The organism is Acinetobacter sp. MF4640 (assembly GCF_002018895.1).
GTDB lineage: Bacteria > Pseudomonadota > Gammaproteobacteria > Pseudomonadales > Moraxellaceae > Acinetobacter > Acinetobacter johnsonii.
Genome location: NZ_MVOM01000036.1, coordinates 1 through 18,848, shown reverse-complemented (window position 1 = coordinate 18,848; position 18,848 = coordinate 1). Strand labels below are relative to the sequence as shown.

Sequence of the window (18,848 nt, the reverse complement as noted above, 5' to 3'; positions counted from 1 at the left end):
ATGATCCATCAACGTTATTTTATCAGTGCATGTCTACTCGGACAAAAAGTCCGTTATGACGGCAAAGACTGCTTAGTCTCTCAGTTAGTTCAAGCTTTGCTCGATAAAGATTATGTCAGCTTATGTCCTGAAGTCAGTGCAGGACTTCCAACCCCGCGTCCCGCAGCAGAAATTCGCCACGGGTCAGGTGCTGATGTTTTATTAGGCCACGCACAGGTTTTTTCCTCAGATGGTCAGCAGATTAGCGATGTCTTTATTCAAGGTGCTTACAAAGCTTTAGCATTGGCGCGAGCCAATCATGTCACGCATGCCGTGCTCAAAGCCAATAGCCCATCCTGTGGCAGCGATGGTATTTATGATGGCTCATTTACTGGACAAAAAATTGCAGGGGAAGGAATCACTGCCGCCCTATTTCGTCAGCACGGTATACATGTGGTTACCGAACAACAGTTTTTAGCAGAATTGACGCAGACTAAACTTACTGATGAACCAAACTAAGCAGTCCCGCCGCACAACTGAACAATACTGCGAAAGTACGATTGAGATATTTTTGCTGTCGCGGTGATGTTAAGAGTTTTAAAACTTTCGCTGCTAACCCCGTATATCCCGCCATCACAATCAAATCAATCGTGACCATCGTGACAGCCATCACCGCATATTGACTCCACTGCGGTTTAGACAAATTCAAAAATTGCGGTAAAACCGCCAATAAAAATACGATTGCTTTGGGATTGCTCATATTGATCAAAAAGCCATACATCACCAATTTGGAGCGCGATTTAGTTGGTTGTTCTTGTTGGATTTCAATCGATTGGATGGGTGCCATCCATTGTAAATAAGCCAAATACAATAAATAAGCCACACCAAACCACTTCACGGCCCAAAATGCCCAAGGCGTTGTGGCAAAGAGTACCCCTACCCCAGCCGCCACAATACCGATTTGCACCAATAAGGCGAGTTGTAAACCCAGCGCATTCCAATAACCATGCCGAAAACCGTAGTTAAGGCCACTCGACATTGACGCAATGGCCCCTGCCCCTGGAGAAATACTAATGATCCAACATGCGAGTACAAAGCCCAGCCAAATTTGAAATGACATAGTGGTATTGAGAAAAAAATGACATTTAGATTATATGATCTTTCATGCTTTTAGGGTTTATTATTCATCAATGAATTTATCACTTAAGGCTATGAAGCAGAAACTGCATAAGGCACAATAAGTACAGCCAATAGAAATAACAATTTTTTTAGGAGCCATGAATGACCGCCCAATCTGTAATTCTACCATTACCTTCAGATCATGCCCGTTTTATTGTTTTACGTTTAAAAGATTTAAGTATTGAAGAACTTAAAGAACAATTAGAAGATTTATTTTCCACCCGTGATCGTCTTATTACCCAACATCCACATGCGCAAATTAAAACGGCTGTTGCTTTTGGCCCTGAACTTTGGGCACAACTTCATCCTACAGCGCCTGCAGGGTTTAAACAGCTAGAGCCAATTTATGGCTCTTTCAATATGCCTGTTTCACCTGCGGATGTTTTAATTCATATAGCGGCCCAACGTACCGATATTTGTTTTGCCCTTAGTCAATCGTTCTTTGAAGGTATCCAAGATAAAGTTGATGTTCTAGATGAACGAGTCTGTTTCCGCAATTTTGATGGTCGAGATTTGACTGGTTTTATTGATGGTACTGAAAACCCGCAGTTCCCCGATGATCGTGCTGCAACGACTTTATTAAGTGAAGATGCAGGAGTATTCGCAGATGGCTCTTTTATCTTTGCACAGCGCTATTGTCATGATTTGGAAAAGTGGAAAAAATTAAAAGTTGATGCTCAAGAGCAAGTCTTTGGAAGGACAAAACTTGAAAGTATTGAACTAGATGATGACGTTAAGCCTGAAAATTCTCACGTTGCACGTGTCGTGGTTGAAGATGATGAAGGCGAAGAAATGGAAATCCTACGTCACTCGCTTCCTTATGGCGATGGTAAAGGTGAGCAAGGTTTATTTTTTATTGCCTATACGAAAGATTTAAACATTATTGATGCGATGTTACTGCGTATGTTCGGCACCAGTGGTGATGGAATTCATGACCGTATGCTTCATTTTGTGACTCCTGTTGACGGTGCTTATTATTTTGCGCCGAGCGAAGAGTTGTTGGAAGCAGTGTTGGAAGGGTGAGTTTAAATTAGGAGTAACTATCATTTTTAGTTACTCCTAATTTAATCAATTAACAACAAACTCTCCATTATTATTCAGAGTAATTTTCAACAACTTCCCATTCTTTGTATAAAAGATTTCATAGTTTTCATTAATTGTTATATTGTTGGAAGCATCTATAGTAATTTTTTTAAATAGTCCCAATGCATTTACTGAGGTAAGATTAATTACAGCGCGACCAGAGTCAGAAGACGATGGAGATGCTATTAAGATCACACCATTTTTTGATTCAGGAAAGATAACTGAACTACCATAATTTTCATCAAGTTCGTTATAAACTTTCAATAAAGCAGAAACATCAATTAAATTTACTTTATCACAACCAGTCTTACTATTTTTCAAAATACAGTTGATGTGATCATCACTATTATAAGGTAATAAAGTTACAGAAAATCCATCATCATTTTTTTTATTAATTGCTTTTAAAACTCTACCATTATCTCTTCCAATTTCATTTAACCTGTTTATGTATTCCCCCCTATAACACTCTTCCTTTACCAATCCAACACCCTCCCCTAGAGTATAAGATTTTTTACTCTCACATCTATTCTCAATACCTTTTTTCCATAGGGTAAAATCTTTTCTTTCATTGTTTTTTAATTTCTTCAACTCTTTTTCAAGAAGAAAATTTTCTTTTCTAATACATTGAAATTTTTCCTCAACATTATTTGAATTGCAGCCATTTGTGCTAGTTTTTGCACATGCCACATTCAGAAAACCTAATCCTATAAAAAAAATTAAATAAAAAAAATTAAAATTAAACATGGTGTTAAATTCCTTTAAAATTATCTGGAAGTCTTAATTTAAATGGTTTTGGAATACTATCTTTTAATTCAGAAACTGTACCATGTGCATGAATTGCTTTTCCATGACCAAAAATTAGACCATCTCTAACAGCTTTATCATGAAAAACATTGACCCATGCTTTTCGATTATATTCATCAGAATAATATTTATTTGCATAATTCAAATGCCCCCCCACAATGGATGGGCGACCATTTGCTCTTTCAATCAAATAACTATTCACGAAATTTTTTATCCTTGAGCTAACAGCAGACATTGGCATATTTTGAACAGAACCATATGGCTCTAAACTTTTAGGTCCTGTTATTTTAGAGAACTGACGATGTGCATTGACAACATTTCTCACAGTACCTCCCCATACACCAGATTTCGTCCTATTTAATATAGTATCTACAACTCCAGCAGCTTGTTGTTTAAAATTATTTTCATTTTTAAATTTAATTACTTCAGTCTCCGTTACCTTCATAATATCAATAATATCTTGATTCGATAAAATCAACTCACTTTCTAAAATATTAGATTTAGGAGCTTCATTTTTAAAGATAATACCAGAACAACTGAGTAAAGATTGCTTATTTATTTCTTTTAGTAGAACAGAGAATAATTCTCCATTTAGATCTTTAACTGTTTTTTTAAAATAAATTTCATTTCTAGCAACCATTGAAAATTTTGTCACATCGTAATGTACCCATGTACTTGCTCCCGAAGAACCATCATTAAATTTTTCTGGCTCCATATAAATTTTATCATCTTGTCTTTGTTCTGAAGCATTCATCTTAGCTACTAATATTCTTTCACGTATTTTATTCATATCTTGAGGAGCTGTAGTTCTAACTCCATTTTTATTAAAATGTATATCTAAAGCTAGTCCCATATGATTAACACTAGTTCTTTTCTTTTGTTTATTACTCTCGATACACCTATACCCGGACTCTATATATGCTACTTCGATATTTTCAGATTTAAAATCATTTTTTAGATAAAAACTTAATGCCTTCAACACCCATATTAAAGACCTATGTAAACCTGGATACTCATTTGCAGTATTTAATCCTGATTTCACCCCTCTAATATTATTACCATACCCTAAACACTCACCACACGGACAAGAAGCCTTCGCCATAAAACTTGCTATTGGATACTCATAGTAAAACTTATCCAAAGCGGATAAAACACTTCCACAAATTTTTCCAGTTTCAATCACCCCCATATAATCTCTCTGAAATTGCCTAATACAAGCAGCTGTTAAGTTAGTAAACTCATCTGTGGGTAATGCACCACCAAACCCAGCTAAACGAATATTAATTTCTCTAATTAATTCACTTTTACCTGATGAAATACATTGAGGATTGGTTTTACATAAATTTTCAGTATTCGTTTTGGGTGTTCCACTCTCTTGGCTACGGTCTTCAACTGTCAGGATTTTAGAGCCTAAATTGACAGTTTCATTGAGTATATTCTTACCCTCTTCATAAAGCTCATTCACCTTATTTAAGATTTCATTACCTAAATTTCCTGAAAAAAGCCCATCACCTTGCTTTTTTTGCGGGCTCGCCTGAGAAGGCTTTTTTGCTTTTTGCCTCTGAGATATTTTTGATGTTGTACTAGGGGACGATTGATTTTTTGGTTGTGTGGCTGATTTTGCTTTTTGTTGATGCACATGATTTCCTGCAGCTGGAATATTTACTTCCAACTTAATCACTTGACCAATATAAATCTTATTTGGATCATCTATCTTATTTAGGCGTTCTAATGCACGAACTGTCGTATTATTTTTCTGAGCGATATCAAATAAAGTTTCTCCTTTTTTCACAACATGTGTTTTTCTTTTATATTCTCCATTACTTCCCTGATTAGTAAATGTCGTTAAGTTTAAAAGAACTTTAGGGCTCGTAATCTTTACAATCATCCTATCTCTCGACATAACAAAGCTTTGGACTTTTAGCATTAAACCATCAAACATACTTTTGACATGAACATCTAATGCTGTACCTTTATCTCGGCTAATTTCAACAATGCACCCTTTAGAATTTGTTGCACCAGCTGCAATAACCTGTCCAGTCCTTTGGTTCGTCACTTTATATTGAACTTTAGGAATTGGGCTTCCAAATAAATCTAAAATTTGTATAGTAACCAATGATTTTTTATTCATTTCTAATCCTTATTATTTTCATTATGATTTATTTCTAAATTCTCACCATTTACATTTTTATCAATACTAAAATCATCTTCATCAAAACTTTCGACTCGTAAACCCCATTCACCATCAGACCCAACAAGTACTTGGACTTTTGTTGGGTCTGATGTGTTAATTTTTCCTGTACGGCCATGTTCATCTATTACCCCTGCAATAAATGCATTTGTCTCAGGAATAAAAGCTTTGTAACTGAGCTGATTAAAATCACTTGCCCAAAATAAATTATAAATATCTAGCCGATTGCTAAAAGTAGAAGAGCAAGGTAATTCAGGAACCTCATAAGATACTTTTGCACCCCCCACAAAACTATGCTGACCCGCCTTACTTTCAAACTTTCCACCTGTTGTCGTAAAAATCCCATCCCCATTAATTTTGAGCTGTGAACCACCAGCAGTCAGTACAATTTCTTTCGGACTGGTTATTTCTATTTTATCTTCTGTTGAAATTAGCTTAATCACCTTACGCGCAATCGCCTCTATCGCATCATCTTGTGCCTGTAATTCGACTTTTCCTTTTGCTGCAAATGCTTTTAGCCCTTTTTGTGCAGCAAATAAGCTCACTTTATCCTGCGCATGCGCAATAATATTCTTCTGGGCACTTAAGTTAATGGACCCCTGTGCGCTTTCAGCAATGTCTTGAGAAGCTTGTAAAACAATATCTTCAGGCGTCGTTAAAGCAATACCATTGGGGGAAGCCAGCAGCATTAAAGCCTGACGAAAGATCTTCGCTTGAGCTTGATTCTGAGTATCCTGCGTTTGCTCTGCCTCTTGAGCATATGTCTCCATAAAACCTTGCATGGAGCCCAATGCCTGCATGGGATTAACATCCAATTTGCTGCCTTTATTAAAGCTTCCGCAAGTACTGGTCAGGTCAAAGTCTCTCATATCAACATTCGCAATCACTTTACCAACATCTTTTAAAGCGCCGAGTGGATCCGCATTCAATTTGTCTTTCACGCCTTGCAACTGACTTTTTAAAGCATCTGTACCATGTTCTTCGATGTTATCAATAAAGGCTTTTAAATTTTCTATTGAAGCCTCTGCATCCTGAAAATAATCTTTAAATTCATTGATCAAATTGTCCGTATCTTGCCCAAATTTTTGAATATCCTCAAGAAAACCACCGCACGTTTTTAATGCCGAAATCGGATCCTGACTAACTGCTGTTTTAAATAAACCAACAGTTGCTTGGAGTGCTTGATTGGCCCCTTTTAACTCTACAGACTGAATCAATTTAGGCAGACGATTGACCACATTCAGTGCATCAGTCTGTTGTTTAACAGCCAAAGTACTCAGCATGTGCATACTGTCATGACCTTGCTGCAAGATGGACTGGGCTTCTGACGCAGCCAAATGATCTGCGACCGCTTGATCCTGTGCATAGGTACTAATCAAGAGACCCTTGCCTGCACGCATGGCTCCCCATTGATCCGTTCTTAACTCAAAACCCTCACCACGCCCATCACTGTTCTCAGTTGCTTTCGGATGACTGAGGTTACCTAGATTAAGCTGACTCGCTCCATGACTGCTGTGGAGCTGCACACTAATTTGCCCTGTCGTATCATCAAAACGCAATTGGTTAAAGCCTTGCCCTGCAACCTCTTGTGAACGGATCCCGCTGATTTTCTTCGTCGCAGGCAATGTCCCTTTCACATCAAACATGGTTTGGTGGCGATCCGCTTCATGAATACGCCCTACGACAAAGGGTCGATCAACATCCCCCTCAAAGAAGTCGATGACCACAATTTCTCCGATACGCGGATGAAAACGTGCGCCATATCCTTCACCCGCCCATGGGGTCAATACATCGACCCAAGCCGAGTCCGTGTCATTGTCATTTGCACCCGCACCACCATCATGAGCATGGTCATCACTACGCGTAAACATGAAGCGAACTTTAATCCGCCCCCATGCATCCACATAAATTTCTTCCCCTTCAGGCCCGACGACTTTGGCCCGTAAAGGATAGGCTACTGGACGGTGTATCCACGCTTGATATTCAGGAACAATTTTGACCTCACGGCGTACGACAAAGAGTTCATTGGCTTGTCGTTCCTCACTCAGAGCTTGCCAGCGACTTCCTTTTAGTAATAAATTGATTTGCTGTAGCAACTCTTTGGGTAAATTATTTTGGTTATAAAAGACTTTGCCTAAAATGAGAAATTCACGCTCTATGGACACATGCTGGTCTATTTCAGGATGATCCACCATTTCAAACCAATAACCCACTTGTGCATCTCGAACGCTACTTTTTGCTGTGAAATATTTGGCCTGAAGCTCATGATATTGGTTCAGTTGTTGGTTGAGACGATCTAGTTGACTGCTATTGGCAAGCGTGGCCTGATCCTCACCCTGTAGATCAGCTGTCCATGCTGGACTAACACACCAGACTTGTTCCAGACCTAAGCTTTCATTGTCTTGTTGATCACTGTGCTGATGCGCACTCAATACAGCCTGACTCTGATCTTGAGCTAAATGTTGCGCTTGCCAACGCTGCGTCTGTACCGTGGTGGACTGTAAGTGACGTTCAGCAATAAAACTGGTGATGCTATCAAAAGGCTCAGTAGCATGGCTGCGGTGGAAACGAATCTTTCGGCGGCCCAATGCTGTAAAAGCTTGATTCTCATCAATCAAACGAAGTTGCTGTGCCTGAATCGGTTCGGACGAACTGAGCACCATCGGAGCTTGTTCATCGATCAACCAATTAATCCCTTCACTCCGCCATAGTCGAGTGAGAAACTCAGCGTCGGTTTCATTAGACTGCATGACAAAGGGGCGTACATCATAATCACGACTCAAACCGTCTAAGTTCAGGCTTAAGCTAGCTGCAAATAATGTACTGTGACTTTGCCATTCGCTAAACAGAGTTTCAGTGATTTCACGAACACTTTTACTCATAAACACGCGACTGTTTCTGCGCTTATGCCACAGTGCTGTTGCATCTTCAACGGTAAGTTTATAAACAGTTAGCGCGCCATCACTTTGCCCCTGACTGGCACTGGTAATCACCCCCGTCAGACGAGAAAGCTGCCCCACATCCGTGACCTGATCAACCGCGACTCGCCCACCAATGAACTGTTTTAAAGGCAAATAAGCATTGGTCGATAAACATAGGATTTCAGCTTTTAGGCCCTGATTAATGCGATGTTCACCCTCAATCCGCTGAATAAACACCTGTGTGTTCAAAGCCGGATTGGAAAAATGAATATGCAGAGCACGTTTTTGCGAGCCAAACCCAAAGGATTCCAGCATCTTATAAATAGAATTGAACATGATCATTGTTAAGTTATTGGTTTTTATACTTGTGCGCGGAGTGTACAAAATGTCTTTTTTTTAATCTAGTAAAATAATGTTAATGAAGCCGTAGCTCTCAAAAACAAAAAGGAGCATTACGCTCCTTTTTGTTCAATCTCATTTTCAGCTTTAGAAGGCGACACGTTTATAGTGACGATACTCTGGCTTCCAGAAGTTTTTATCAATCGCGTGTTGCAATTGCTCATCACTAATAATCGGGGCTACACCTGCATCCATTGCGGCTTTGGCCACTTTGAAGGCTATCAGCTTAGAAACTTTCTGAATTTCATCAATCTCAGGCAATAAATCTGCTGTAGGGTTGGTCAACATTGGTGAGCAATCTGCCAAAGCATTACTCGATGCAATCAGCATAGAGTCTGTGACACGAGTTGCATTGGCCGCAATCACGCCCAGCCCAATGCCTGGGAAGATATATGAGTTATTGCACTGCGAAATATTATAAATTTTGCCTTGATAGTTAACTGGAGCAAAAGGACTGCCCGTCGCAATCAAAGCCTTGCCGTCCGTCCAGTGAATAATATCTGCTGGCACTGCTTCAACACGCGACGTTGGATTAGACAGTGGCAGCACAATCGGACGATCACAGTTCGAAGCCAAAGTGCGAATCACTTCTTCAGTGAATAAGCCCGGCTGACCCGATACGCCAATCAACACGGTAGGTTTGGCATTTTTCACGACATCGAGCAGTGAAATCACCTCTTCAGCATTGCCCCATTCCGCTATCACGTCTGGCTTTTGCGCCAATTTACGTTGGAAATCGAGTAGATTCGGCTGATTTTCAGTGATTAAACCAAAACGATCGACCATATACACGCGTGCACGCGCTTCGGCATCAGTTAAACCTTCAACTTTCATCTGCGCAACAATTTGCTCAGCAATCCCACAGCCTGCTGAACCCGCACCTAAGAAGGCAACGGTTTGATCTTTGAGCTGTTTACCTGCCGCACGTGATGCAGCAATCAAACTGCCCACAGAAACGGCTGCCGTACCTTGAATATCATCATTAAAACAACAGATTTCATCACGGTACTTATTCAATAACGGCATGGCATTATTTTGCGCGAAGTCTTCAAATTGAATCAACGCTTTCGGCCAACGACGCTTGATTGCAGCAATCACTTCATCGACAAAAGCATAGTACTCATCACCACTGATACGCGGTTGATTCCAGCCCATATAAATCGGGTCATTCAGTAACTGCTGATTATTGGTCCCGACATCGAGGGTAATTGGTAAGGTGTAAGCTGGGCTAATACCCCCACACGCGGTATAGAGCGACAATTTTCCAATCGGAATACCCATCCCGCCAATACCTTGGTCGCCCAAGCCTAAAATACGCTCGCCGTCGGTAATCACAATAACTTTGACATTTTTCTTGTTGATGTTATGCAAGATGTCATCAATATGCGCACGGTCTGGATAGGAAATAAATGTACCACGATGGCGACGATAAATATCCGAGAAACGCTGACAGGCCTCACCCACCGTTGGGGTATAGATGATCGGCATCATCTCACTTAAATGGTTTTCAATGAGGTGATAGAACAAGGTTTCGTTGGTGTCTTGAATGTTACGCAAATAAATGTGCTTATTGATCGCATCATTAAAAGCACAATATTGTTGATAAGAACGCTGACTTTGCTCTTCAATGCTTTCTTCAACATGTGGAATTAAACCATGTAAGTTGAAGCGAGTGCGCTCTTCTTCCGTAAACGCCGATCCTTTATTTAACAGCGGCAACTCAAGCAAGGTATTGCCCGCATAAGGGATGTATAAGGGTTGTTTTGTCTTTAAATATTCTGTCGTCATTACCTATCTCGTTGTACATAGATTGAGATGAACCTATGGGGAGAATCTATGCATCTAATTCGGCTACTAGCTTAGCGCCATTTGCGCGTCTTTTGATATTTATAAACGTGATGCAATTATCAAAGCGATTTAGTCTGAAAATAAAAATCAAACCGACTCAACGTAAAAATGACGTTTACGGCAGTCTTTTGGTCAAATAGCGCATGGATAAAATTTGAACTTGAACAAAGCTCAAGCTAAGCTAGCGCTTTTATTTCTTCTTTATATTAAAAATGATCATCAAAAAACTGATGTTGTTGAGCCTCACGTGTCTTTGCCTCACGCAAATGACAGCATGCCAATCCATTTCTACGGCTCAAACGACAGTGAGTGATAAAATTACAGGGCTATTTGGTCATAACGAAAAACTACCTGAAATCGATCCCAAAGGCATTGTCGATATCAGTAAAGCCACCATCGAGCAATATGAGCAACTCAGTGCAAATTTACCCTTGAACCAATGGGTCTATTTGGAGAATGAAAAACAAGGGATTTATCAGCTACAAAACAAATCAACTGAAGGCTTTGTAATCTCACTGCGTCTGAATTGTAAAATCAGCAGTCATCCCCCTACGTTTGAGCTTCAAGATGCGCAAGGCAAACGTATTTTATATGGCTATGATAAAGAAGCAGGACAGATTCAGTTTTTACTCGACAACAAGAACTACGGCAATCCCTTTGATCCATTTCAACGCCAAACCCTAAGTCGTTTTCAACAACAGCTTGCCAGCGCCCAAGTGATTAAACTCTTTCATGCCGGCAAACTGTATCGTTTTCAAAACCAAAATGCGGAACTCCTAAGCAAACCTGTTTCATGCCGTGAAAATAGCTAAAACGGGGCTTATTTGGGTGGGTTCAAATGTGACATATCCACAAATACACCGGTCAAACGGCGCACAATCGGCAGTACAATGAGCACTACAGGATAGGCCACCACCCAAGACATCATCCATGCGGACAGCCAAACCTGTAGGAAATTGTCCACCCAACCCAAATTGCGCCAAAGATTGATCATCGAGATAATGCCACTCATAAAAAATGAGATAAAAAACGGCAAAATAAACATGGCATATTTTGCTGGTAACTTGGGAATATTGCCGATGATCATCGGTCGCTGTTCAGACACGTTTTATCCTTAAAAGTATGCGTTTTGGTTCTCATCATACTGCGCTTTTCATATTTATTGCAGCGCAATCGTTAGCAGTTTTTGAACATTTTTTATTCTATAAAAATGGATTCACCTAAAGACGCGGAAATTTGCTATATTTAGCGTTTTTCTGCGACATTAAATTTTCGACTGAATATGAACACGGCAATCCAAGCAGCTCTCGAGCACGCAGTGCAAAACCTTCAAGCTGAAGGCGTCCTTCCAGCAGACTGGAATAACAGCAGTACTTTGACGCGTACCAAAGACCGAAGCCACGGGGATTTCGCGTCCAATATCGCCATGATTGCCTCTAAAGCTGCGGGGATGAAGCCACGTGATTTAGCCGAAAAAATTCTTGCTGCACTGCCTGAAGTAGCGGATATCAGCAAAGCAGAAATCGCAGGTCCTGGCTTTATTAACTTCTTCTTAAATGCCGACCAACGTTTTGCCGTGCTCGATCAAATTCAAGCGCAAGGCAAGCAATTTGGTCGCACTCAAGCCAATGCTGCGAAAAAAATCCAAGTAGAATTCGTTTCTGCCAACCCGACGTCGAGCTTACACGTTGGTCATGGTCGTGGCGCAGCGTACGGGATGACCGTTGCAACCCTGCTTGAAGCAACAGGTGCAACGGTAGACCGTGAATATTATGTGAATGATGCAGGCCGTCAAATGGACATCCTTGCAACATCCACCTATTTACGCTACCTCGAATTAACAGGTCAGGAACTGGTTTTCCCAAAAAATGCCTATCAAGGCGATTATGTTAAAGAAATCGCGCAAAGCATTATTGATGCTGATGGCGATGCCTACGTTCGCCCTGTAGCCGACGTCTATAAGGATGTCCCTGAAGATGTACAATATGCAGAAGAGCTCGATGCTGAAGGCAATAAAGTTGTCCTTTCAGGCGACAAAGAAAAACACATTGATGGTTTAATTGCCAATTCACAGCAACTCATTGGTGCTGGCTACCGTGTATTCCACCAAGCAGCACTCCATGCCATCTTAGATGACATCAAAGATGACTTGGGCGAGTTTGGTGTAACCTTTAACCAATGGTTCAGCGAAGCCTCATTGACAGACAAAATTGATGAAGCTTTAGAAACTTTAGAACAACGCGGTTTCTTATACGAAAAAGACGGCAACATTTGGTTCAAATCGACTGAATTTGGCGATGAAAAAGACCGTGTTGTGAAGCGTCGTAATGGACAAACCACTTACTTTGCTTCTGACATTGCTTATCACCTGAACAAATTACAACGTGGCTATACCGATATCATTGATATCTGGGGCTCAGACCACCATGGCTATATTTCACGGGTCAAAGCAGCCATTGATGCCTTGGGGTATGATTCGAAAAAACTGACTGTGCTTTTAGTTCAGTTCGTCAGCCTATGGCGTGGTGGTGAGATGGTACAAATGTCATCTCGTTCTGGTCAGTTCGTGACTTTACGTGACCTGCGTAAAGAAGTGGGCAACGATGCTGCGCGTTTCTACTACGTGATGCGTAAGTCTGAACAACACATTGACTTTGACTTAGACCTTGCAGTTTCACAAAGCAAAGACAATGCGGTGTACTACATCCAATATGCGCATGCACGTGTCAATCGTATGGTCGATGTGAAAGCACCTGAAAAAGGCATTAGTTTTGATCGTAGCAAAGCAGCTGATTACGATGCGACCTTATTAACTCTTGACGCTGAAACTGAAATTCTTGCCAAACTTGCAGCCTATCCTGAAATTGTGCTTCGTGCTGCAAATAGCTATGAACCACACCAAGTGGGTAACTATTTGAAAGAACTCGCAGCGTTATTCCATGGTTGGTATAACTTGGATAATACAAGAATTATCGACGAACAGAATATTGCCCTTTCGCAAGCCCGTTTATTACTTTCAATAAACGTACAACAAGTTTTGCGTAATGGTTTAGAGTTACTAGGTGTGTCTGCACCTGAAGCCATGTAATAAGTGAAGCAAAGCTTCACACATGGCTGCAAGACCGAAAGCTATACTTGAGGTAACGATGTAAAAAGCAACGCTTTGCACATCGTCGCAAGATTAAGGGCTTTGCCCGAAGTAGCCATATCAACCCTAATGTATCGCTCGCTTTGTGAAACTTGAATTTTGCAAAGCGATTCTTTATTTTACGATGACGCCTCTTTTAATTCCTTGAGGCCAAGTACTAAAATAAAGAAAAGAATGGGCCAGTCCCTCATATTGATTAGAAGAAAAGAGGTTTCCACGTGTTTGGAAAAACGCAGCGCGGTGTATCTGAAAGACCGAACAAACCCAAAAAGCCACTGATTCCAGCTTGGCTCGGTACACTTGTGGTCATTTTAATCGTGCTCTGTTTTGCTGTAGCACTATTACTGTGGAAGCCTTGGGCACCAGTGAAGCCGAAAGGTCAAATCACTTCGGAACATTATCAAGAAGAAACAAATAAAGACTACCGTTTCTACGACTTACTGCCACAGCAGCAAGTGACGCCGATTCCTGATCAAGCCATTCCTGAAACCAAAGATAATCCAAGCACCGTGGTGATTGTTGAAGCACCTGCTGCCGAAGAAAGCACCCCTGCTGAACCAGGTTTAACCGAAGCAGCACCAACACCGCAAGCGCCAAGTTTTATATTGCAAGTGCGTAGCTACCCTGACCCTGACAGTGCCGATGCACGTCGTGCAGAAATTATCTTAAATGGTCTCTCTGCCGATGTTGTCAAAACCGTTGAAGGCGGCCAAACATGGTATCGCGTAATTTCAGGGCCATACGACTCGCAAGAAGCCGCAGTGATTGCGCAACAAACCCTACAACATAGTGGCATTGACTCAATTGTGGTCAAACGCTAAAACAAAAAAAGGATGCCTCGGCATCCTTTTTTATACTCTGAGTTTGGCGAGAAAATTTTGAATCAATTGCACAACATGCTCAGCATGCACATAAGCCAAATCATGTTGACCCTGTGACACGATGTGCAATTCAGCATGTGGTATTTGACGGTGTAAGGACTGCCCCACCGCAACAGGACTAATCGGATCTGCATCGCCCCAAATCAGCAGAACAGGACAACGGATATGCTCCAAACTGTCCGTCAAATCAGACTGATGCTGAACAAACCAATCAGGAACCGTAAAACTCTGTTGATAATCCTCTCTCCAGTCCGCCACCTGAAAAGAACTTAAATCAATACCGCCTGAGGTTGCCACAAGTACCAAAGCCTGCACCTGCTCAGGTTTTTTTAGGGCAGCTTGTACTGCAAAAATGCCACCCATCGATTGTGCAACGACCACAGAAGGCTGTTGGATTTGATTCAATACATAATCTTGTAAGTCCTCAAAATTCTGCACATCCACATCATCAGGATAGTCACCAAAGCTCGGATAAGCGACGACCATGGTTGAATTGTCCTGTAGGCGTTGGATAACAGGTTGCCAGAATGTCGTATTTCCCGATGCACCAGGCAAAAAAATCAGGTTCAAATCATCACAATCCACTAGAACCCACTAAGCTCTTTGGCTTTTTTAAATGCTGGACGCTGCTGAATACGCTGTGCATAAGCCACCATTTGAGGGTTATGGGCTTTTACCCGCTCTTGCATCGCCACCACAGGAAAGCTCATTTGAATATCGGCAAAGGAAAAATCACCTGCAAAATATTCATGTTGAGACAAATAATCTTCCAAATATGCACTGTGTTCTTTCAAGCGTGGATTAATAAAGCCGCCTTTCACCCCATCACAAATTTTATTGGCAAGCGGTTTAATTAGAAATGGAACATGCTTCGGTACATGACTCATCACCAAGGTCATAACCAAATATGGCATCAACGAGCCTTCGGCATAATGTATCCAGTAGTTGTATTGCATTAAGTCCTTTGGATTTTTCGGTTTAAACTTGTGTTCTGTATCGTAGGTGGCTTGCAAGTATTCTAAAATCACCGCAGATTCTGCTATGACCAAATCACCATCGGTCAAAACAGGGGCTTTGCCTAAGGGATGAATGTTTTTTAACTCAGGTGGCGCAGCATAGGTCGGTAGGCGTTTATAAAACTTCACCTCATACTCCAGCCCTAACTCTTCCAAAGCCCATAAAATGCGTAAAGAGCGTGAATGTTCCAAATGGTGCAGGGTGATCATTGTTTTACCTTTTTTAATTGAAATCTAGCACCCACTTTACTCTAAAATTTGGATTTTGCACCTCTCGATACACATGAATATCCAGTCGCACAAAATCCTTTACCGCCTATAAAAAAACCGTCAAGCGAGTTAGACAATTGAGGTTTCAATCTCGACGGAACGTAATAAAGTTTTAGTGACTGGTGTTTTTTGACAGATGTCTAAGATTTTTTGGCGTGCTTCTTCTGTCAATGTTTGCTCAAACGACAAACGACGGCTGATCCATTCTCGGCCTTCTTTATTGGCATTAAAATCTGCTTCGACACTAAAAGCTCCCCACTCAATACCTTTATGTTACGCATACATCCGTAGGGTAATCATGGTGCAGGAAATCAAACCTGTACAAATAAAGTCATAAGGTGCAGGGCCTTTGTCCTGACCGCCAAAAGACTCTGGTTTATCGGTGATGAATTGATGTCGTCCAGTACTTACTTCACCAGACCATGCTTCGACGCATGTTTTGACTTCCGCATTCGCAATTATTGCCATTTTTTTATTATCCTATTTTTCATTGATATTATTTTGAATAGGTTTCAAGTATTGAAACTGCCCACCTATTCTGTTGTTGAACGATTTTCGCAGTATTCAAACCACTTATTTTGAAGCGCGCATTTGGTCTGGAAATGTTGGTGCTTCCAAGCGCGGACCTTCATAGTCAGGAATGGAACCAAAACGTTCATCTTGTGCAATCCACTGATCACGCGCAATTTTCAATTCTTCTTGAGTACGACCAACAAAATTCCACCACAGTAGAATTGGACTTTCAAACGGCTCACCACCTAACAGTAACAAGCGACTGCCAGCATGAATTTCAATTTCAATCGCACTTACACCCTGCTCGAGCACCACCATATTGTCTTCCGTCAGTTCGTGCCCATTAACCGTGGCCGTTCCTTCTAAAGCCATAAATCCATACTCAAAGTTTGGATTGAGTGTTAAACGGGTTTTGGTGCTTTCTGCTGCGCTTAAGTCCACCCCTAATAGCTCGGTATAAACACTCACAGGTGAGGTAGTATTTAAAAACTCTCCGACCAAAACGGTAAATTCCACCCCATCTTTTTCCACCACTGGCAGTTCTGGATAATGATCGAAACGGGGTTCAACAGCAATTTGTGCATCAGGCAATGCGATCCACAATTGTGCCGCATGCATTTTAGTTTCTGTATCTGGTGCGACTTCCGTATGGGAAATTCCATGTCCTGCGGTCATGAGGTTGACCTGTTTTGGACGAATCAACTGTTTGCTGCCCAAACTGTCGGTATGCATCATGGTACCTTCGATCATCCATGTAAAGGTTTGCAAACCAATATGTGGATGTGGGCCAACATCTAAACCATCCCCTTGTGGGAAAGTTACAGGGCCAGCGTGATCTAAGAAACACCATGCGCCAATCATTCGTTTATGGCGACTTGGTAGTGCACGCTTGATGACCGTCCCTTGGCCTATTTCAGCACTTCTCAGTGGAAACTCTTGAATGAATTGATTTACGTATTTTTCACAGTCATCCGAATGTGATAGTTCAGTATAGTTATTATTCGTCATGTGCTTACTCATTACAGATCCATATGTCCTAGATCATAACAAGCAGATTCCCAACTGCACATCCCTAAAAATAGAATGCTGATTCTTAAACTTGGGACAATATCTTGTGTTTTCAAAACCTAACTACAAGACAATGAGTGGATGTAAAAATGTTGTTACATCTTTCTCTCTGTATGCCTTAGAGCCTCCCCCATATTTTCAAATGTTTATATGCGCGTAGACAACCTAAAAAAGCCTCAACTAATAAACACTTATAGAATTTGATTAAATAGCATTCAATTTTTGTAAAAGTTTAGATATTATTTACCAAGCAATAAAAACTTTATTATTCAATAAAAATAGGCTGAAAATTAAGTGAAAATCAAGAGCATTGCAAAAATTGATAATTTTGGGATTTTTCAAAACTTTGATTGGAATACTCATCTATCCTCCAATCCGGCTCAACAGAATCAAACTTATGACTTTAAAGATATCAATATTTTTTATGGTCGAAACTACTCTGGAAAAACTAGCCTTTCTAAAATCATCCGAGCGTTAGAAACTAAAACACTTTCACCTAAATACGAAAATCCAAATTTTAGCATTGAGCTTTCAGATAGTTCTATCATTTCTCAGAATAATCTATCGGCATTTGCTCACCCAATTCACGTATATAACTCTGATTTCATTAGAGAAAACCTAAAATTTATTCATGATGAAAATGCAAATATTGAATCATTCTCAGTAACTTTGGGCGGTGAAAATCAGCAAGTTTTAGATCGTATTCAACAGTTAAAAAATGAACTAGGCTCTAATGAAGAAATCTGTAAATCAGCCCTATATCTTGATATTCACAATAAAGCTAATGAAGTTCAAAATGCCAAAACCAATCATCAAAATAAAGTACGTGACTTAGACAAAAAATTATCAGATAAAGCAACTCGAAACTCTGATTCAATTAAGAATCAACATGAACGTTTTGGGAATATTCGCTATGACAAAAGAAGTTTAGAAGCAGATATTTCTGAAGTACTACACAATAACTATCAACAACTAAACCTGACGCAAATAGAATTATTTGAAAATACTGTTCGACAACGTAAGCTATCTGCTCCCCCTGAGCTCTCACCTTATACTTTAAATTTCTCATCTCTCATCACTTCTACGAATGACATACTAAAATCAGTTGTTGGCAGCTCAGATAAAATTGATGAACTAAAAAATAATCCCTCTCTAAATTCATGGGCGCAAATAGGACATCCCCTACATAATGATCGTACTACTTGTGCATTCTGTAATAATGAAATTAGCGATCAAAGACGCAAAGAATTAGCCAATCATTTTGATGAAGAAACAGATAAGCTCCGCGATAGAATTTCCAAAGGAATAAAATATTTAGATAAGTTACTAAGTAATAGTCCATTAAATATCAGCTTTGATATGACGAACTATTACCAACAGTACCATCCTGAACTTTCTCAACTACAAACCAATCTGCAAAATGAATCGTACCGGGTTTGTCGGAGAGTCAATATTCTGAGAGACTATCCCGATGACAAAATTAAAATATACCCCTGAAATCAGAGAAAGAGCGGTTCAATTATTGATTGAATCTGAAAAAGATTATCC

15 protein-coding genes and 1 pseudogene are annotated in these 18,848 nt (G+C 40.4%); 6 read left to right on the top strand and 10 right to left on the bottom strand.

The features are described from left to right. On the top strand, window positions 1-498 hold the full coding sequence (locus MF4640_RS12535; RefSeq protein WP_078389786.1) for a DUF523 domain-containing protein: 498 nt from the start codon (window positions 1-3) through the stop codon (window positions 496-498). Here the strand turns inward: MF4640_RS12535 and MF4640_RS12530 are convergent. Continuing rightward, window positions 479-1,099, bottom strand: a complete 621-nt coding sequence (locus MF4640_RS12530) for a LysE family transporter (RefSeq protein ID WP_078389784.1) — start codon at window positions 1,097-1,099, stop codon at window positions 479-481. The genes MF4640_RS12535 and MF4640_RS12530 overlap by 20 nt on opposite strands. Before the next feature lie 161 nt (window positions 1,100-1,260). Between MF4640_RS12530 and MF4640_RS12525 the strand changes: the two genes are divergently transcribed. Then, window positions 1,261-2,181 carry a Dyp-type peroxidase gene (locus MF4640_RS12525; RefSeq protein WP_078389782.1) on the top strand — a complete coding sequence of 307 codons (921 nt, stop codon included), beginning with the start codon at window positions 1,261-1,263 and terminating at the stop codon, window positions 2,179-2,181. 45 nt (window positions 2,182-2,226) lie between these two features. Here MF4640_RS12525 and MF4640_RS12520 read toward each other — a convergent pair whose 3' ends face one another. The 4 genes from MF4640_RS12520 to MF4640_RS12505 all read right to left on the bottom strand — a co-directional run bounded on the left by MF4640_RS12520 (window position 2,227) and on the right by MF4640_RS12505 (window position 10,344). Beyond that, the gene (locus MF4640_RS12520; protein WP_078389781.1) at window positions 2,227-2,985 is read right to left on the bottom strand and encodes a hypothetical protein; all 759 of its coding nucleotides are present in this window, start codon (window positions 2,983-2,985) and stop codon (window positions 2,227-2,229) included. Window positions 2,986-2,989: 4 nt separating this feature from the next. Then, complete coding sequence (locus MF4640_RS12515) at window positions 2,990-5,176, bottom strand: LysM peptidoglycan-binding domain-containing protein (RefSeq protein ID WP_078389780.1); 2,187 nt, start codon at window positions 5,174-5,176, stop codon at window positions 2,990-2,992. Window positions 5,177-5,178: 2 nt separating this feature from the next. Then, window positions 5,179-8,493, bottom strand: a complete 3,315-nt coding sequence (locus MF4640_RS12510) for a type VI secretion system Vgr family protein (protein ID WP_193791551.1) — start codon at window positions 8,491-8,493, stop codon at window positions 5,179-5,181. Between the two features lie 150 nt (window positions 8,494-8,643). Continuing rightward, the gene (locus tag MF4640_RS12505) at window positions 8,644-10,344 is read right to left on the bottom strand and encodes an NAD-dependent malic enzyme (RefSeq protein WP_078389777.1); all 1,701 of its coding nucleotides are present in this window, start codon (window positions 10,342-10,344) and stop codon (window positions 8,644-8,646) included. A 272-nt stretch (window positions 10,345-10,616) separates the two neighbouring features. Between MF4640_RS12505 and MF4640_RS12500 the strand changes: the two genes are divergently transcribed. Next, window positions 10,617-11,216 carry a hypothetical protein gene (locus tag MF4640_RS12500; RefSeq protein ID WP_078389776.1) on the top strand — a complete coding sequence of 200 codons (600 nt, stop codon included), beginning with the start codon at window positions 10,617-10,619 and terminating at the stop codon, window positions 11,214-11,216. A gap of 8 nt (window positions 11,217-11,224) precedes the next feature. Here MF4640_RS12500 and MF4640_RS12495 read toward each other — a convergent pair whose 3' ends face one another. Then, window positions 11,225-11,509: a DUF2798 domain-containing protein gene (locus MF4640_RS12495; protein WP_004684392.1), complete on the bottom strand. Its 285-nt coding sequence runs from the start codon at window positions 11,507-11,509 to the stop codon at window positions 11,225-11,227. 177 nt (window positions 11,510-11,686) lie between these two features. Here MF4640_RS12495 and argS point away from each other — a divergent pair, with 177 nt between their 5' ends. Both argS and MF4640_RS12485 read left to right on the top strand, forming a co-directional pair. Beyond that, window positions 11,687-13,492 (top strand): arginine--tRNA ligase, encoded by a 1,806-nt coding sequence (gene argS, locus MF4640_RS12490; protein ID WP_078389775.1) that lies wholly within the window; start codon window positions 11,687-11,689, stop codon window positions 13,490-13,492. A gap of 278 nt (window positions 13,493-13,770) precedes the next feature. After that, window positions 13,771-14,373, top strand: a complete 603-nt coding sequence (locus tag MF4640_RS12485) for an SPOR domain-containing protein (RefSeq protein ID WP_004684390.1) — start codon at window positions 13,771-13,773, stop codon at window positions 14,371-14,373. Window positions 14,374-14,403: 30 nt separating this feature from the next. On the opposite strand, the gene MF4640_RS12480 is transcribed toward MF4640_RS12485, so the two are convergent. The 4 genes and pseudogenes from MF4640_RS12480 to MF4640_RS12465 form a co-directional block, all read right to left on the bottom strand. Then, window positions 14,404-15,003 carry an alpha/beta fold hydrolase gene (locus MF4640_RS12480; protein WP_078389807.1) on the bottom strand — a complete coding sequence of 200 codons (600 nt, stop codon included), beginning with the start codon at window positions 15,001-15,003 and terminating at the stop codon, window positions 14,404-14,406. Between the two features lie 14 nt (window positions 15,004-15,017). Next, complete coding sequence (locus MF4640_RS12475) at window positions 15,018-15,659, bottom strand: glutathione S-transferase family protein (protein ID WP_078389774.1); 642 nt, start codon at window positions 15,657-15,659, stop codon at window positions 15,018-15,020. Between the two features lie 129 nt (window positions 15,660-15,788). Beyond that, window positions 15,789-16,187, bottom strand: a pseudogene (locus MF4640_RS12470) (OsmC family protein). A 105-nt stretch (window positions 16,188-16,292) separates the two neighbouring features. Then, on the bottom strand, window positions 16,293-17,240 hold the full coding sequence (locus tag MF4640_RS12465; protein ID WP_078389806.1) for a pirin family protein: 948 nt from the start codon (window positions 17,238-17,240) through the stop codon (window positions 16,293-16,295). 354 nt (window positions 17,241-17,594) lie between these two features. Here MF4640_RS12465 and MF4640_RS12460 point away from each other — a divergent pair, with 354 nt between their 5' ends. After that, window positions 17,595-18,797 (top strand): AAA family ATPase, encoded by a 1,203-nt coding sequence (locus MF4640_RS12460; RefSeq protein WP_078389772.1) that lies wholly within the window; start codon window positions 17,595-17,597, stop codon window positions 18,795-18,797. Window positions 18,798-18,848 lie beyond the last annotated feature (51 nt).

Bases quoted from the DNA above. Each gene is read 5' to 3' on its own strand.
- MF4640_RS12515 (WP_078389780.1), bottom strand. From the start codon at position 5,176: ATGAATAAAAAATCATTGGTTACTATACAAATTTTAGATTTATTTGGA.
- argS (WP_078389775.1), top strand. From the start codon at position 11,687: ATGAACACGGCAATCCAAGCAGCTCTCGAGCACGCAGTGCAAAACCTT.
- MF4640_RS12465 (WP_078389806.1), bottom strand. From the start codon at position 17,240: ATGACGAATAATAACTATACTGAACTATCACATTCGGATGACTGTGAA.
- MF4640_RS12530 (WP_078389784.1), bottom strand. From the start codon at position 1,099: ATGTCATTTCAAATTTGGCTGGGCTTTGTACTCGCATGTTGGATCATT.
- MF4640_RS12535 (WP_078389786.1), top strand. From the start codon at position 1: ATGATCCATCAACGTTATTTTATCAGTGCATGTCTACTCGGACAAAAA.
- MF4640_RS12525 (WP_078389782.1), top strand. From the start codon at position 1,261: ATGACCGCCCAATCTGTAATTCTACCATTACCTTCAGATCATGCCCGT.
- MF4640_RS12500 (WP_078389776.1), top strand. From the start codon at position 10,617: ATGATCATCAAAAAACTGATGTTGTTGAGCCTCACGTGTCTTTGCCTC.
- MF4640_RS12475 (WP_078389774.1), bottom strand. From the start codon at position 15,659: ATGATCACCCTGCACCATTTGGAACATTCACGCTCTTTACGCATTTTA.
- MF4640_RS12520 (WP_078389781.1), bottom strand. From the start codon at position 2,985: ATGTTTAATTTTAATTTTTTTTATTTAATTTTTTTTATAGGATTAGGT.
- MF4640_RS12510 (WP_193791551.1), bottom strand. From the start codon at position 8,493: ATGTTCAATTCTATTTATAAGATGCTGGAATCCTTTGGGTTTGGCTCG.
- MF4640_RS12505 (WP_078389777.1), bottom strand. From the start codon at position 10,344: ATGACGACAGAATATTTAAAGACAAAACAACCCTTATACATCCCTTAT.